Origin of the sequence: Bacteroides sp. MSK.20.82 (assembly GCF_019052485.1) — a bacterium.
Taxonomy (GTDB): Bacteria; Bacteroidota; Bacteroidia; order Bacteroidales; family Bacteroidaceae; genus Bacteroides; species Bacteroides thetaiotaomicron.
On sequence record NZ_JAHQUN010000037.1, the window covers coordinates 1 to 15,480 of the forward strand.

Sequence of the window (15,480 nt, forward strand, 5' to 3'; positions counted from 1 at the left end):
CCCACGACCCCCTGCTCCCAAAGCAGGTGCGCTAACCGGACTGCGCTACACCCCGCTACTTTTAAAGGGTTGTTCTTTTCAAAAGCGGTGCAAAGATAGGGAGTATTTTTTAATTATCAATAACTAAATGAATGTTTTTTATTGATTAAATTACAATCGACTGAAATTCATCTGTTTGCAAGTCAACTTTTTTTCTTGGCAGAAATAAGAAGCATCATTGGACGCCGAAGTTCGTCTTGCATTTCCGGAATAGTATCCAGCATCATTTCACTCGGTTGGGGCTCTATCAATTCACAAATTTCAAATCCGGTCTGAAGAAGACTATTAATATATGTAGTTAAAGTCTTATGATACTTCACGACTTCTTCTCCTAAAAAAATAGCAGTACGTTTGCCTTCACTGAAGTAGCGGTCTACAGGCCAGTGAGCACGTTTTCCATCTTGGTCGTAATACCAATCCTGATTACCATAGGCTGTGAATATCGGATGCTCTACTGAAAAAACAAAAGAACCTCCTGCTGTGAGGCAGCTGTTGACTTTACGGCATATATTAATAAAAGATTCCAGATAATGAAAGGTCAAGGAACTGATTACGATATCATAAGTATCCGGTTGAAAGTCGAAATCCTCGATTGCCATACATTTATATTCGATGAGTGGTGAAGAATTTCTTTTTTGAGCTTCTTCCAGCATCTTCCCGGAAATATCAATTCCTGTAACACACTTTGCTCCATGTTCGATGGCATAGATACAGTGCCAGCCAAATCCGCAGCCTAAGTCCAGTACTCTCTTGTCTGTAAAGTCCGGTAGCATTTTCTGTAATATATGCCATTCTCCGGCACCTTGTAATCCCTCTACAGAGCGTGACATTTGAGCATATTGGCTGAAGAAGCGGTCGTCGTCATATTTATTTTCTTTCATAACTTCAATGAGGTTCATATTAGATGGGCAAATATATGCATTTATGCGATTATTGGGACGAATTAACTGAAAATAAAATCAGATAGGATGAACCATCTTTTGCTGTTTTCTGTTTTCAAAGTAGAAAACTAAAAATAAAAAAGCCATATGAAAACGGAAAAACAAAAAGAAACGAATGAAAAGGAAGTTCATTTGTTAGAACAAAAAGGATATGAAAGAATGGTCAATGAGATTGTTCCGGTACAACAAGCGGAAACTTACCGTAAACCGACCCAGAAAGCGGTAAAAGATGCTGTAAAGGAGTTGAATCCTGATACAAATAGTTTGGGTAGCAGAGGATGATTGAGTCCTCTGCTATTTTAAGTAGACGATCAGCAGGCTTAATGAATATTCGGGCTATACCGGACTCAGATTAGTCTATTCGTTTAGTGAAAAAACGATCATTCTGAAAAAAAGAATATTTAAACAGGCAGGAAGGGCTATAATTACATCTGTCATAAGCTAAGAATCAATAAACGCCTGCATTTTTAAATAGGGAAGTACATAATTTCATTAATTGTCTGATATACTGATCGACTTGAACTGCTCTTTCCCTTGTTGTTGATCATTAAGCTGGATGAATGGCTTAAGGATAATCATTATGCTACTTCTTACCTTGCTTATAATTCTAATAAATCAGATGAAAATAAGCACCGAATCGCCTTTTTATCTCTTTCCCATTAATGAAAAATAGGTTCCTCGGTGAGCAAGGTAGCGTTGGTTTAAAACCAACGAGGTGTTCCTTTTAAGCCAATAAGTGTTTTGTACATACGAAAAGATGTATATATTATGCCGTTTTATGCAATATTAGGCTGCGTTTTCGTATATTATTGCATTTATTTATGCAGTTTATTTTCTGGTTTGTTGCTTTTGGTACAATAATTTTTCGACGTAATCTTAAGAATAGCACATCAAGATGCAAATATCAAAGGCTCTTATTTAGGAAAAGTAAGGATAAAACTGCTTCCTTTACCCACTTCCGACTTAACATTAATACTTCCTTCATGCAAAGTCATGATTTGCTTGCATAAACTTAATCCGATACCCGAACCGGATGTTTTGGTGGTAAAGAAAGGAACAAATATTTTATCCAGCACATCGGGCAGAATACCTTCTCCATTATCAGATATCGTTAATGTCGTATTTCCGGCAGAAAGTTTTCTTGCTTTTACCTGAATCTTCTTATCTGATTTTCGACTGCATGCTTCACGGGCATTTTTCAGCAGATTAATAAGAATCTGTTCTATTTGTGTTCGGTCCACATTTAATTTCAGTTCGGGTGAGGGAACCTCAAACTGAAACTCTTCTTCCGGAAATAATTTCTTTAAATCCGTGAATAATTCCGCAATAGAAATTTGTGTACGAATAGGAGCAGGGATTCGTGTGAGCCGACGATAGTTCTCTACAAATTCCAGTAATCCTTTGCTTCTTCTGTGAATGGTCTGCATGGCTTGCAGCATAACAGAATATTCTTTTTCTCCCAGTTGACTGGGGATTCCTCTCTCGCTTAATGTTTCCGAAAGAGAAATGATTGGTGTGATAGAGTTCATGATTTCATGAGTCAGCACGCGTATCAGCTTTTGCCAGGCTTCCATTTCATTGCGTTCCAATACAGAATGAATGTTTTTTAAACTGATTAACTGCTGTTCTCTACCTTGAGTGGCAAATGTAGTGCGTGATATGGCCATTTCCAGCACAGTGCTATTTTGTTCGATACGGATGACGGGGGTGTCATGGGCAACAGAAGCTTTCAGCAATGTTTCCGGCAATTGTGATATTTGTCCTAAGTGGATAACGGCCGCCTGATTCATCCATTCTATATGTCCGGCTTTATCGACAACAAGCACTGCCGTATCAACTTTGTTCAATAAGTTCTCGTAGTATTGGTGCTTGATCTCTTCTGCCAGCAATCTTCCCCGAAAATCTTTTAAAGTATCCGAAAGTTCTTCCGCCCATTCATTCATTATTTTGTTTTTGAAAGGTGGATGGAAAGTTTGCATCATGTCATTATAGCGGAGGCCGTCTGTCAGTCGTCGCAATAGGGCAATTTGTTTGAACTGCATACGGTAAAGGTGTATAGCCGTGGTTATCAGCAATATAATGCAGATAGTAGTGCTGAACCATAACTGCTTTTGAAATAACAGGTAGCTACTGATAGAAAACAATACTATCAGTAAGATATGTAAAATCACTCTGAATGCAAATCGTCTCATAAGCCTAGTTTTTCAAGTTTGCGATATAAGGCAAAGCGGGTAATGCCTAAATAGTCGGCAGCACGTGAGATATTCCCTTCACTAAGTTTCATTGCTTTTTCAATGGTTTGCCGTTCCAGTTGTTCAAGGTTCAAAACAATTTCTTCTTCCTTTTTTTGCTTGGGGGTGACGTGGAACTGGAAGTTTTCGGGTTTTAACAAAGAACCGTCTCCCAATATTACGACACGTTCCATTGTATGTTGCAACTCCCGTACATTGCCCGGCCACGTATATTTCAATAACTTATTTTTGGCTTCCCGTGTCAAGCCACGCATTTCTTTTTTATATTTGCGTGCATAACGGTCCAGAAAATATTCGGCAAGCAGAATGATATCATTCCCACGTTCGCGGAGCGGGGGAATATGTATTTCAATTGTGTTAATACGATAGAGTAAGTCCTGACGGAAACTTCCTTCATCCACCATACGGCGAATATCCGCATTCGTTGCGCAAATCAGACGAACATCAATAGGCACGGCCTGTGTGCTTCCTAAGCGGCTGATCTGCCGTTTTTCGATCGCAGTGAGCAGCTTCGATTGCATGGGAAGCGAAAGATTACCGATTTCATCAAGGAATAAAGTACCATTGGTGGCAACTTCCATCCGTCCGGCTTTTGACTTTTTAGCATCGGTGAAAGCTCCTTTTTCAAATCCGAACAGTTCACTTTCGAAAAGTTGTTCGGGGATACTTCCCAGGTCGATGGTGACAAAAGGTTTGCCGTATCGGGGGGAACAGCGGTATAACAGTCGGGCAATCACGTCTTTTCCCGTTCCGTTTTCTCCCAAAATCAGAATGTTGGCATCTGTACTGCTAAGTTTGTTTATGGTTGCGAATACTTCCTGCATGACCGGAGATTCTCCGATAATGTCCCCTTCCGGAGAACTTTGTCCGCTGAGTGCTTCTACTTGCTCTTTTAAGATGTTTACCTCCCGTTGAGATTGGCGCAGACGCATACCGGAGGTGAGAGTAGCCAGCAATTTCTCCTTCTCCCAAGGTTTGGGGATAAAATCTGTTGCACCGGCTTTAATGGCCCGTACAGCTTTATCTGTATCCGCATATGCAGTCATGAAGATGACAATAGCTTGCGGATCAATCTGCAAAATCTGCTTCAGACTTTCAAAACCTTCCTGACCGCTAATTGCATCACGGCTGAAATTCATATCTAATAAGATAAGATCGGGCTGAAAGGTAGTCATAAAATGCTCAATCCGGTCGGGAGTGGTAGCTACCTTTATCTTTTCCGTATAGGGTTCGAGTAGTAGATTGAGGGCAAAGAGCACATCTTCGTTATCATCTACAATGAGTATCTTTCCTAGTTTGTTGACTTCATCCATAGGGTATGGGGTATATGATTCGTTACTTATCCTAAAGTTTTAATGCAAGGGCAAAGATATGGATAATAATCATGTGTTGTATGTGCGATTGCGCACTAAATTTGTGCGTATTTGCACGCTGCTTGTAATAGTGTGGTAAATGTAAATAGCTGAATTATAATGAAATATAAGAATGGCACAGGTTTTGAATAGTAAATAACAAATAAATCTAAGAATGAATCTGAAAATACTCTATATAACACTCGGAATCCTGTCGACTGAACTGCTGGCTGCTCAAAATCAAACAATGGAGATGTCGTTGGAGCAGGTGGTGAAAATAGCCCGTCTGGAATCACCTGATGCACAGACTGCACGACATAGTTTTCGTTCGGCTTACTGGAACTACCAATATTATCGGGCTAACTATTTGCCATCTTTGAGTTTGTCATCCGATCCTAATCTGAATCGTGCCATCAATAAGATTACAATGGGGGACGGTTCCGTTAAGTTTGTCGAGCAAAATCTGTTGAATACCGATCTGACTTTGAACCTGTCGCAGAATATTCCCTGGACCGGAGGTTCTCTTTTTCTCGAAACATCTGCGCAACGTATGGACTTGTTCAGCGAACATAAATACTCATGGCAAACTTCTCCTGTCATGATAGGATATCGCCAGTCGCTTTTTGGTTATAATAGTCTGAAATGGGATAAACGTATAGAACCGGTACGCTATCAGGAAGCCAAGAAAAGTTATGTGGAAACACTGGAACTTGTTTCCGCCAATGCAATTAATAAATTCTTCGCTTTGGCTACCGCTCAAAGTAATTACGATATTGCTTCTTTCAATTATACAAATGCCGACACGCTCTATCGTTACGCTCAGGGGCGCTACAATATAGGCACGATCACAGAGAATGAAATGCTGCAGTTAGAATTGAATCGTCTGACCGAAGAAACAAATCGTATGAATGCCCGTATAGAAATGGATAATTGCATGCAGGAACTTCGTTCTTATCTGGGCATTCAGGAAGATCGGGAACTTCGTGTGCGTATCAACTCCCAAGTGCCGGATTTCAGTGTCAATCTGGATGAAGCATTGGCATTGGCATACGAAAATAGTCCGGATATACAGACGATGAAACGAAGAAAACTGGAAAGCGAGAGTGCTGTGGCAAGAGCCCGTGCCAATGCGGGGCTGAAAGCAGATATTTATCTCCGTTTCGGACTGACGCAGACTGCCGAAAAGTTGCCGGATGCTTATCGGAATCTGTTAGACCAGCAATATGTAAGTCTGAGTATCGCTCTTCCTATTTTAGATTGGGGAAGAGGGAAAGGACAAGTGCGGGTAGCCCGTTCCAATCGTGATCTAGTATATACGCAAGTGGAGCAAAATCGGACGGATTTTGAATTGAATGTCCGCAAACTGGTGAAACAATTTAATCTGCAAACACAACGGGTACGTATCGCTGCCCGTACAGATGAAACGGCTCAACGAAGAAATGAAGTTGCCCGCAAACTTTATATACTGGGAAAATCCACTATCCTTGATCTGAATGCTTCCATTGCCGAGAAAGATAGTGCCCGCCGTAATTACGTATCGGCTTTGTACAATTATTGGAGCTTATATTACACACTTCGAAGTATGACACTTTACGATTTTGAACGGAATATGCTATTGACAGAAGATTACAATCTTCTTATAGAATAGCAACTTACTTAGCTTTAATAAATAAAAATATAAAATACCTGATAAAGTCATGGATATAAAATTAGAAAAGAAACCTTGGTACATTCGATACAGATACTATCTGATAGGCGGACTTTTGTTTGCTGCCTTTCTGATTTATGTAATTGTTCTGTCATTAGGCCCCCGAAAATTACGTATTGATGCCGAAAATATTCAGATAGCGGAAGTGAAAGAGGATAATTTTATGGAATATGTAGATGTGGAGGGACTGATTCAGCCTATACTGACTATCAAAATCAATACCCGCGAAGCGGGAAGCGTTGAAAGCATCGTTGGTGAGGAAGGGAGTCTGCTCCATCAGGGGGATACCATTATCGTCCTTTCCAATCCAGACCTGCTTCGCAGCATTGAAGACCAGCGTGACGAATGGGAAAAGCAAATGATTACCTATCAGGAACAGGAGATTGAGATGGAACAGAAAAGTCTTAATCTGAAGCAGCAGGCTCTGACGAATAATTATGAACTGGAACGACTGAAAAAGAGCATTGCCCTTGATCGGGAAGAGTTTCAGATGGGAGTAAAGAGTAAGGCTCAACTACAAGTAGCCGAAGATGAATATAACTACAAACTAAAAAACGCGGCATTGCAACAAGAAAGCCTGCGACATGATTCGGCTGTTACGATGATTCGTAAAGAACTGATTCGCAATGACCGTGAACGGGAGCGCAAGAAATATGAACGTACTCATGAGCGATTGAATAACCTGGTGGTGACGGCTCCTATAAAAGGGCAACTAAGCTTTGTCAGGGTTACTCCGGGGCAGCAGGTTTCTTCCGGCGAAAGCATTGCCGAAATAAAGGTACTCGATCAGTATAAGATACATACTTCGCTAAGCGAATATTACATTGACAGGATCACTACCGGACTGCCTGCTACCGTCAATTATCAGGGAAAGAAATATCCGCTGAAAATAACGAAAGTCGTCCCTGAAGTAAAAGACCGTATGTTTGATGTCGATCTTGTCTTTACCGGCGATATGCCCGATAATGTCAGAGTTGGCAAAAGCTTCCGTGTACAGATTGAATTAGGTCAGCCGGAACGGGCGCTTATTATTCCACGGGGTAATTTCTATCAGTCTACAGGAGGACAATGGATTTACAAAGTGAATGCTTCGAAGACAAAAGCAATCCGTGTACCATTAAGTATTGGGCGGCAGAATCCGCAGCAGTACGAAATTACGGAAGGTTTGCAGACGGGAGATTGGGTAATTACGACAGGATATGATACCTTTGGCGATGCAGAGGAGTTGATATTGAAATAAGGAATATATAATATTATGAAGATAATACGGTTGGTAATTTATTAAGGAACCGATTTATTTCTCATAAAAACGAATAAACACAATAACTTTTAAATATTACAATTATGATCAAGACAATTAATTTACAGAAGATTTTCAAGACCGAAGAAGTGGAAACTTGGGCGTTGAATAATGTAAGTATCGAGGTGAAGCAAGGAGAGTTCGTTGCCATTATGGGACCTTCCGGTTGTGGAAAGTCAACATTGCTCAATATTCTTGGGTTATTGGACAATCCGACAGGAGGGGAATATTACCTCAATGGAACAGAAGTTTCCAAGTACACAGAGTCACAGCGTACCAGCCTTCGTAAAGGAGTGATCGGTTTCGTCTTTCAAAGCTTCAATCTGATAGATGAATTGAATGTTTATGAAAATATTGAATTGCCTTTGCTTTACATGGGTATCTCAGCTTCCGAACGTAAAAAGAGAGTGGAGACTGCTATGGAACGAATGGCTATCACACATCGCAGCAAACACTTCCCGCAACAACTTTCCGGAGGTCAGCAGCAGCGTGTTGCTATTGCCCGTGCAGTAGTTGCCAATCCTAAGTTGATCCTGGCCGATGAGCCTACCGGTAATCTGGACTCAAAGAACGGTAAAGAAGTGATGGGGCTATTGAGTGAACTAAATAAGGAAGGAACCACTATTGTGATGGTAACACATTCACAGCACGATGCCGGTTATGCCGACCGTATCATTAATTTGTTTGACGGACAGGTAGTAACGGAAGTCAGTATGTAATATATTCATAAAGTACCATGATTAAACACTATTTGAAAGTAGCCTTTCGCAATTTGGTAAAGTACAAGACACAGAGCCTTGTCAGTATCATTGGATTAGCTGTTGGTTTCACTTGTTTTGCGCTGTCTGTCTTATGGATTCGTTATGAAATGACTTACGATACTTTCCATAACGGAGCCGACCGTATCTATATGGTACGTGCGCATTATACTGATTCCCCTGGTAGTACATCCAATGTTACTCCTTACCCTTTGGCAAACTATTTACAGGAGAAAATGCCGGAGATAGAAGCTACTGCTTCCACTTCCATATATCGGGATATGAAATTCCGTATGGGAGATAATGAACAGGAGGTAGTAATGGCTACAGCAGATTCTGTTTTCATGAACTTTTTCAATATACGGCTGCTGAAAGGAACAGTCAACTTCCTGAAAGAAAATGATCCGGAAATCGCCATTACGGAAGAGTTTGCCCGAAAGCTTTTTGGCAGTGAAGAGGATGCTTTGGGGAAAGAAGTAGAACTGAGCGGACGTCCCCGTAAGATAGGCGCCATTGTGAGCGGATGGTCCCGTCATTCCAATATACCGTATAGTGTATTGAGTTCGGCAAGGCGCTATCCACGCTGGAGTAGTAAGGGAGAACAACTGTTTATCCGTGTTCGCGCAGGAGTGGATAGGGATACTTTTCAAAAGAAGATGGAAGACATTGATATCTTGGATATTCCCAAAGAGAGCGAACTTGTGAAGCTTCTGATCACGCCCATTTCGGCTTTGCGTTATTCGGATTATGTTTCTAAAGTAGAGGTAGTTATCTCCTTCAGTTATATTTTCTATTTCTCTTTAGCAGGCGGATTGGTCATTATTTGTTCCTTATTCAATTACCTGACGCTTTATATCAGTCGGCTTTGCATGCGTAGTAGTGAAATGGCGCTTCGTAAAGTAAATGGTGCAAGTAATACATCTTTATCGGTGCAGTTTGCCATTGAACTGTTGTTGATTCTATGTATCGCCCTGTTATGCGGACTGTTGATGATAGAGGTGAGTCTGTCCGGCTTCCTGAACTTCACACAGATAGAGGCCAGTGTATATTATGGAGAGATCATTGCATATCTTTTGATTGTAATCATTCTGTCTTTCCTGTTTGCACAGATGCCTTTATCTTATTTTCGCCGTCGGACATTGCAGGAAGCGATAAAAGGAAAAGCGGTAGCTACCAGACCTTATTTGTTTCGTAAGATAGGAATTATCATGCAGTTAGTTGTCAGTCTTGCTTTTATCTTCTGTGCGGCTGTTATGATGAAGCAACTCTATTTTCTGAAAAATACGGACTTAGGAATGGAACGTCATAATGTCGGTAATGTAGCCTTATGGAATGGTGATATTAAGCAATGGTCGGCGAAGATAGCTACTTTGCCCATGGTGACAGAGGCTTTACCCCCTTCGTATTTCCCGATTATTCCTACAGGACCGATGATGTATGTCGAAATAAACAACTGGGATGATTCGTCGAAAGCGGTTGAAGAACCTTTAACAGTTGGTATGATGCCTGCTAAAGAAGAATTCTTTGAATTCTATAAATTGAATTTATTGGAAGGCGAGTTTATATCGGACAAGAATCAAGAAAATGAAGTAGTGATAGATGAAAATACATGCCGTAAATTTGGATGGAAACGGGCTTTGGGCAAAAGTTTCTATCATGAATATAATGGTCAGCGTAGCCTATATAAGGTTGTCGGAGTAGTCAGGAACTTTAGCTATCGTTCTCCTACGAGTGAACCGGGACTGATTGCTTTTCAGCATCCTAAAGCGCAAGATTATCTGTTGAATCGTGCCAGCATTCTGTTTAAATTTAGAGAGGGCACGTGGAATGAATGTCGTGCGACCATAGAGAAACTGTACAGAGAGGAATTTCCGAATGCGTATATGCGATTGTTTAATGAAGAAGAGGAATATAACAAGTACCTCCGCTCCGAAGATGCACTGATGAAATTATTGAGTTTTGTATCATTGGTTTGCGTCATTATTTCTGTATTCGGAGTTTTCTCATTGGTAACGCTGTCTTGTGAACAGCGTCAGAAAGAGATTGCTATACGTAAGGTGAACGGAGCGCAAATCCATCATATCCTGCAGATGTTCTTCCAGGAATATTTATTGTTATTGATCATAGCTGCCGTTATTGCATTCCCCACAGGATATGTTGTAATGAGGAGATGGATCGACAGCTACGTGAGACAAACATCGATAGATGGCTGGGTATATATAAGTATCTTTGTTGTGATAGCTATTATTCTTTTGCTTAGCATCATTTGGAGAGTATGGAAAGCTGCCCGGCAGAATCCGGCAGAAATTATCAAGAGTGAATAACATAAACACAATGTCATGATATATCATTATTTAAAAATAGCTTTTCGCAATCTGATCAAGTACAAGACGCAGAGTATTGTAAGTATAGTCGGCTTGGCAATTGGTTTCACCTGTTTTGCATTGTCTGCCCTATGGATACGTTATGAAATGACATACGATACGTTTCATGAAGGGGCGGAGCGCATCTACTTGGCAGGTAATAAATTTGATTTGCAGGGAGACGGATTTTCTTATTATTCATCCAGTTTGTTGGCTGATTATATAAAGAAAAACTGTCCGGAGGTGGAGAATGCTTGCCATATATATAATGGAGGTATAACTTCCATTGAACATGAGAAGAATGTATATCATACATACCAGTTGGAAGTTGATTCTAACTTTATTTCAATGTTTAATATCATTGCGATAGATGGCGATAATCGTTTGAGACTGGGGGATAAACAAGTTGCCATTACGGATAAAACCGCCAAAAAAATATTCGGAGAAGAATCCCCGATAGGCAAACAATTGCTATTTCCTGACAGAGGAAATGCTGAAATGACGATTGTCGCAGTAGTAAAATCATGGGAAGGACATTCCATGTATCCTTTTGATATTTTGTTACCATATAAAGACCGAGATCCGGATTGGGGAAGACAGCAATGCCATACTCTTTTCCGTATCTATCCGAATAGTGATGTAGAAGCTGTAGAGAAGAGACTGGCGAAATATAAAATACAACTGGACTCATATAGCCCGGTTATATCTACTCCTATAGCTCCGTTATCAACATTGAGGAGTACTCATCCGAGGGAGGATATCAATGTCAAATTGAATCATGTTCGTCTTTTTGCTTGCATTGGAGCTTTGGTTATTATTTGCGGATTATGTAACTATTTAACAATGCTTGTAACCCGTATCCGAATGCGCAAGCGCGAATTGGCACTACGAAAAGTGAATGGAGCCTCCAATGGCAATCTTCTTTCATTACTCCTTTCAGAATTGATCTTGTTGCTTGTGCTGTCATTAGGCTTGGGAATCATGATGATAGAGTTAATTCTGCCTGTTTTTAAGGAGTTGTCGCAAATCGATGAGAGTACTTCATACTTTTATAGTGAAGTGTTTGTATATATATTATTATTGTTACTGATAACAATGGGTTTTGCAGCTATACTTGTGCGCTATGTCAACAAGCGGACATTGCTCGATAGTATCAATCACAAATCAAATCTTCATCTTTCCGGCTGGTTTTATAAAGGTAGCATTTTATTCCAGCTTTTTATAAGTATTGGTTTTGTGTTCTGCACTTTGGTCATGATGAAGCAACTCAATTTTCTGCAAAATTCCAAAGAATTGGGATTGGAGAAACATAATGTGGGAGCCATTCTTTCTATTTATGGATTTGAAAATACTCCTTTCAAAGAGATACTAAAGCAGATGCCTGATGTAACAGAATGTTTATGTGGTTTTTCCAGTCCTATTCCTAAATCGTCATTTTCTTCTTATGAATTGAGGGAATGGGAAGGACAGACTGATAAAGAACAACGAATCAAATTAGAGAATGAAACAATCAATCAGGATTATGTTGATTTCTTTCAGATAGACGTTATAGAAGGTGATATGTTGGATGAAAAAGACGGACAAGGAGTAGTGGTAATCAATGAAGCTGCCGTAAAAGCTTTCGGATGGTCTCAACCGATAGGTAAAAAGATATATCTGAATGAAGTTTGCACAGTGAAAGGTGTTATCAGAGATATATATTATAATGCTCCGATTTATCCAGTGATTCCGGCTGTATTCTTTTTGCCGAAGGATAATCCGGGCAACGGAAACAGAGGGCCCTTTCTTTTTAAATTTAAAGAAGGTACATGGAAGACAGTATACCAAAAACTGCAGGAAGAGGCGCATAAGGACAATATGGATGCGGTATTGAACTTGATAAATATGGAAGATACCTATAATGAATACATGAAGTCAGAAAACACATTAAGCAAGTTACTGAGTGTTGTTTCTCTTATCTGTATCGTGATTGCCGTATTTGGCATATTCTCCTTAGTGACGTTATCATGTGAACAGCGCCGGAAAGAGATTGCTATCCGGAAAGTAAACGGTGCAAGTGTAAAGGTCATTTTGAACTTATTTTTTAAAGAGTACTTGATTTTACTTGTCATAGCGTCATTCATGGCCTTTCCATTAAGTTATCTCATCATGAAGTACTGGCTCGAAGGATATGTAAAGCAGACGCCGATAAACTTTTGGATATATGGAGGCATATTTGCAGGTATGTTACTTATAATATTCCTTAGCATCATCTGGAGAGTATGGAAAGCTGCCCGACAGAACCCGGCAGAAGTAATCAAAAGTGAATAACGTTATTATTTAATAAAAGCAATATGAAGAACCAATTATCTGCTATCAGGACTTTATCCCGTTTCAGAATATACACGATGATCAATATTATCGGGCTTGCAGTCAGTGTGGCTGCAACGTTGATAATTGTACGCTATATCCATCAGGAGATAACAGTTGACCATTTCTGTAAGGACCTGGACCGATTGTACTTGCTGACTATTCAAAGGAGTAATGGCAGCATTTCAATCACAGATAATACAGACAGGAATAATGATCCTAATTTTATAGACCCTTTAAAGAATCCGGAAGTAGAAGCATATTCTTATAGTGTTTCTTTTGACGATGATTATATTGTAGTCGATAATCACCGTTACCAGGCCAATGTTTTGGTAACTGATAGCTTGCTTTTGCAGTTGATGGACTATCCGATAGTTTCGGGAATTAAAACTATTCAGAAACCGGATGATGCAATTATTACCCGGAAATATGCCTGGCATATTTTTGGTGACGAAGACCCGATAGGGAAACAATTAACTTCATCGTCAGGTTCTGTACTTACCATTCGTGGCATTGTGGATGAACCGAGTACCAAGGCTTCTTTACAATTCGACCTGATAGCTCCGGTGAATCAGGGGAAATATACAGACTGGAGTCGGATGGGATTCTGCATGGTCCGGTTGACAAACGGAACAGACCTGAAAAAGTATAATGAAAAGATTTCCAAGCCGCAGTCATTAATATGTTACAGTCATTCTCCCATACAGTACGGGCTTACTCCCTTGAAAGGATTGTATTTCAATAAGATTGTCGAACCTTCGGCAGCTTCTTTTTTGCGGGGGAATATCAATCATGTGACGATTCTGACTGTAGTGGCTTGTATGCTGCTGTTGGTGGGAGTCTTCAATTTTATCAATATCTACACGGTTATCGTTCTAAAGCGGGCACGTGAGTTTGGTGTTAAAAAAGTATATGGTGCGAGCGGCTTTCAGATATTTATCCAGATTTATGTAGAGAATATATATATGGTGGCAGCCGCCTTGCTTATCATCTGGATGCTGATCGAAACTTCAGCCGGGATATTCGCCTCGGTATATGCAATTCCTGTAAAACCGGATATCGTTTTTGATCTGTCGCTGTCTCTCATTTTATTATTCGTATTGCCGTTGGTGACGTCTGTCTTTCCTTTTTTACGTTACAACTATTCTTCTCCGATCACTTCTTTGCGTTCTGTAAATGCCGGAGGAAATTCAATTGTTTCCCGTGCAGTATTCTTATTTATTCAATATGTCATTACGTTCAGTCTGATAGTAGTCGCATTGTTTTTTGTTCGCCAGTTGTACACAATGCTGAATGCGGATTTAGGATATCAGGCAAAGAATATCATTTCATGCCAGTTCCTGTCATTCGAGACACAAAACAGAAGATATGCAAATGATGAAGAATGGCAGAAAGAACGTGACTTGGAGCGGCATAAGGTACAGGTTATTAAACAGAAGATGGACGCATGCCCTTTATTCATTTCATGGGGATATGGGGAAGCACCTATCAATCTGGAACCATACGTCAATGTGGAGAGTAACGGAGAGAAACATAAAATGGCTATCATGTATGTTAATAATAATTACATGAATATGTTTGGCCTGAAGCTGAAAGAAGGAAGAACGTGGAATGATAAAGACCAGTTTGCCCAATATAAAATGATGATAAATGAAACAGCCAGAAAGCTCTTCCGGATAAAAGATATTAATGAAGCTTCACTGCAAACCGAATCCCGTCTATGGTGGAGTGTGGGGACAGATGAGAGTAAAAATCCTGCTTATCAGGTAGTAGGTGTGATAGAAGACTTCCGGACCGGACACTTATCTATGGGGGATGCATCACTGGCTATTCTGTATGATGAAGGAGAAAACCCTACCGAACCTTTAATGGCTAAAATAGCCGAAGGTAAACGCAAGGAAGCCATTCAATTCTTGAAGGAACTACACAACGAAGTAATGGGTGAGGGGGAGTTCAATTACTCCTTCGTCGAAGATGAAGTTGAAAAACTGTACGATGATGACAAGAGAACAACCCACATCTACGTCACCTTTGCCGGACTGGCTATCTGCGTTTCCTGCCTCGGATTGTTCGGGCTGTCATTGTATGACATTCGCCAGCGCTACAGGGAGATTGCATTGCGTAAAGTGAACGGAGCTACCGGCAAACAGATCGCTTTGTTATTGGTCAGGAAGTATCTTTATATTTTGGGAGCCGCCTTTGCTGTCGCTATTCCTTTGGTCTATTATATTATTAATGACTATACCAAAGACTTTGCGGTGAAAGCTCCGATAGGAGCAGGGATTTTTGTGACAGGCTTCATCCTTACCTTGCTTATCTCACTGGGTACATTACTCTGGCAGGTACGCAAAGCTGTCCGCATCAATCCGGCATTGATCATGAAGAACGAATAAGATTAAAAACGACTAAGATTACAAC

The 15,480-nt window shown here is 40.3% G+C and carries 10 protein-coding genes; 7 read left to right on the plus strand and 3 right to left on the minus strand.

The window, feature by feature from the left end; genetic code table 11:
• Window positions 1-182 precede the first annotated feature (182 nt).
• The gene (locus KTR07_RS21110) at window positions 183-920 is read right to left on the minus strand and encodes a bifunctional 2-polyprenyl-6-hydroxyphenol methylase/3-demethylubiquinol 3-O-methyltransferase UbiG (RefSeq protein WP_048692954.1); all 738 of its coding nucleotides are present in this window, start codon (window positions 918-920) and stop codon (window positions 183-185) included.
• Window positions 921-1,067: 147 nt separating this feature from the next.
• Between KTR07_RS21110 and KTR07_RS21115 the strand changes: the two genes are divergently transcribed.
• Window positions 1,068-1,262: a hypothetical protein gene (locus tag KTR07_RS21115; protein WP_008761523.1), complete on the plus strand. Its 195-nt coding sequence runs from the start codon at window positions 1,068-1,070 to the stop codon at window positions 1,260-1,262.
• A 632-nt stretch (window positions 1,263-1,894) separates the two neighbouring features.
• On the opposite strand, the gene KTR07_RS21120 is transcribed toward KTR07_RS21115, so the two are convergent.
• Together KTR07_RS21120 and KTR07_RS21125 are read right to left on the minus strand one after the other, a co-directional pair.
• On the minus strand, window positions 1,895-3,172 hold the full coding sequence (locus tag KTR07_RS21120; RefSeq protein ID WP_055298434.1) for a PAS domain-containing sensor histidine kinase: 1,278 nt from the start codon (window positions 3,170-3,172) through the stop codon (window positions 1,895-1,897).
• A complete protein-coding gene (locus tag KTR07_RS21125; RefSeq protein WP_008761525.1) occupies window positions 3,169-4,545 on the minus strand; it encodes a sigma-54 dependent transcriptional regulator in 1,377 nt (458 codons plus the stop codon). The genes KTR07_RS21120 and KTR07_RS21125 overlap by 4 nt, the downstream gene beginning before the upstream one ends.
• 214 nt (window positions 4,546-4,759) lie before the next feature.
• On the opposite strand from KTR07_RS21125, the gene KTR07_RS21130 reads away from it, so the two are divergent.
• The 6 genes from KTR07_RS21130 (at window position 4,760) to KTR07_RS21155 (ending at window position 15,455) form a co-directional block, all read left to right on the plus strand.
• Complete coding sequence (locus KTR07_RS21130) at window positions 4,760-6,232, plus strand: TolC family protein (RefSeq protein WP_195392712.1); 1,473 nt, start codon at window positions 4,760-4,762, stop codon at window positions 6,230-6,232.
• Window positions 6,233-6,281: 49 nt separating this feature from the next.
• On the plus strand, window positions 6,282-7,532 hold the full coding sequence (locus tag KTR07_RS21135; RefSeq protein WP_022472017.1) for an efflux RND transporter periplasmic adaptor subunit: 1,251 nt from the start codon (window positions 6,282-6,284) through the stop codon (window positions 7,530-7,532).
• Between the two features lie 104 nt (window positions 7,533-7,636).
• On the plus strand, window positions 7,637-8,311 hold the full coding sequence (locus KTR07_RS21140; RefSeq protein ID WP_008761529.1) for an ABC transporter ATP-binding protein: 675 nt from the start codon (window positions 7,637-7,639) through the stop codon (window positions 8,309-8,311).
• A gap of 17 nt (window positions 8,312-8,328) precedes the next feature.
• Window positions 8,329-10,674 (plus strand): ABC transporter permease, encoded by a 2,346-nt coding sequence (locus tag KTR07_RS21145; RefSeq protein ID WP_117577749.1) that lies wholly within the window; start codon window positions 8,329-8,331, stop codon window positions 10,672-10,674.
• Window positions 10,675-10,689: 15 nt separating this feature from the next.
• Window positions 10,690-13,023 (plus strand): ABC transporter permease, encoded by a 2,334-nt coding sequence (locus KTR07_RS21150; protein WP_011107498.1) that lies wholly within the window; start codon window positions 10,690-10,692, stop codon window positions 13,021-13,023.
• A gap of 23 nt (window positions 13,024-13,046) precedes the next feature.
• Window positions 13,047-15,455 (plus strand): ABC transporter permease, encoded by a 2,409-nt coding sequence (locus KTR07_RS21155; RefSeq protein ID WP_011107499.1) that lies wholly within the window; start codon window positions 13,047-13,049, stop codon window positions 15,453-15,455.
• Window positions 15,456-15,480: the final 25 nt, after the last annotated feature.

What these genes read in the sequence shown, in the direction of transcription:
- KTR07_RS21110 (WP_048692954.1), bottom strand. Translation starts at nt 920, where the DNA reads ATGAAAGAAAATAAATATGACGACGACCGCTTCTTCAGCCAATATGCT.
- KTR07_RS21115 (WP_008761523.1), top strand. Translation starts at nt 1,068, where the DNA reads ATGAAAACGGAAAAACAAAAAGAAACGAATGAAAAGGAAGTTCATTTG.
- KTR07_RS21120 (WP_055298434.1), bottom strand. Translation starts at nt 3,172, where the DNA reads ATGAGACGATTTGCATTCAGAGTGATTTTACATATCTTACTGATAGTA.
- KTR07_RS21125 (WP_008761525.1), bottom strand. Translation starts at nt 4,545, where the DNA reads ATGGATGAAGTCAACAAACTAGGAAAGATACTCATTGTAGATGATAAC.
- KTR07_RS21130 (WP_195392712.1), top strand. Translation starts at nt 4,760, where the DNA reads ATGAATCTGAAAATACTCTATATAACACTCGGAATCCTGTCGACTGAA.
- KTR07_RS21135 (WP_022472017.1), top strand. Translation starts at nt 6,282, where the DNA reads ATGGATATAAAATTAGAAAAGAAACCTTGGTACATTCGATACAGATAC.
- KTR07_RS21140 (WP_008761529.1), top strand. Translation starts at nt 7,637, where the DNA reads ATGATCAAGACAATTAATTTACAGAAGATTTTCAAGACCGAAGAAGTG.
- KTR07_RS21145 (WP_117577749.1), top strand. Translation starts at nt 8,329, where the DNA reads ATGATTAAACACTATTTGAAAGTAGCCTTTCGCAATTTGGTAAAGTAC.
- KTR07_RS21150 (WP_011107498.1), top strand. Translation starts at nt 10,690, where the DNA reads ATGATATATCATTATTTAAAAATAGCTTTTCGCAATCTGATCAAGTAC.
- KTR07_RS21155 (WP_011107499.1), top strand. Translation starts at nt 13,047, where the DNA reads ATGAAGAACCAATTATCTGCTATCAGGACTTTATCCCGTTTCAGAATA.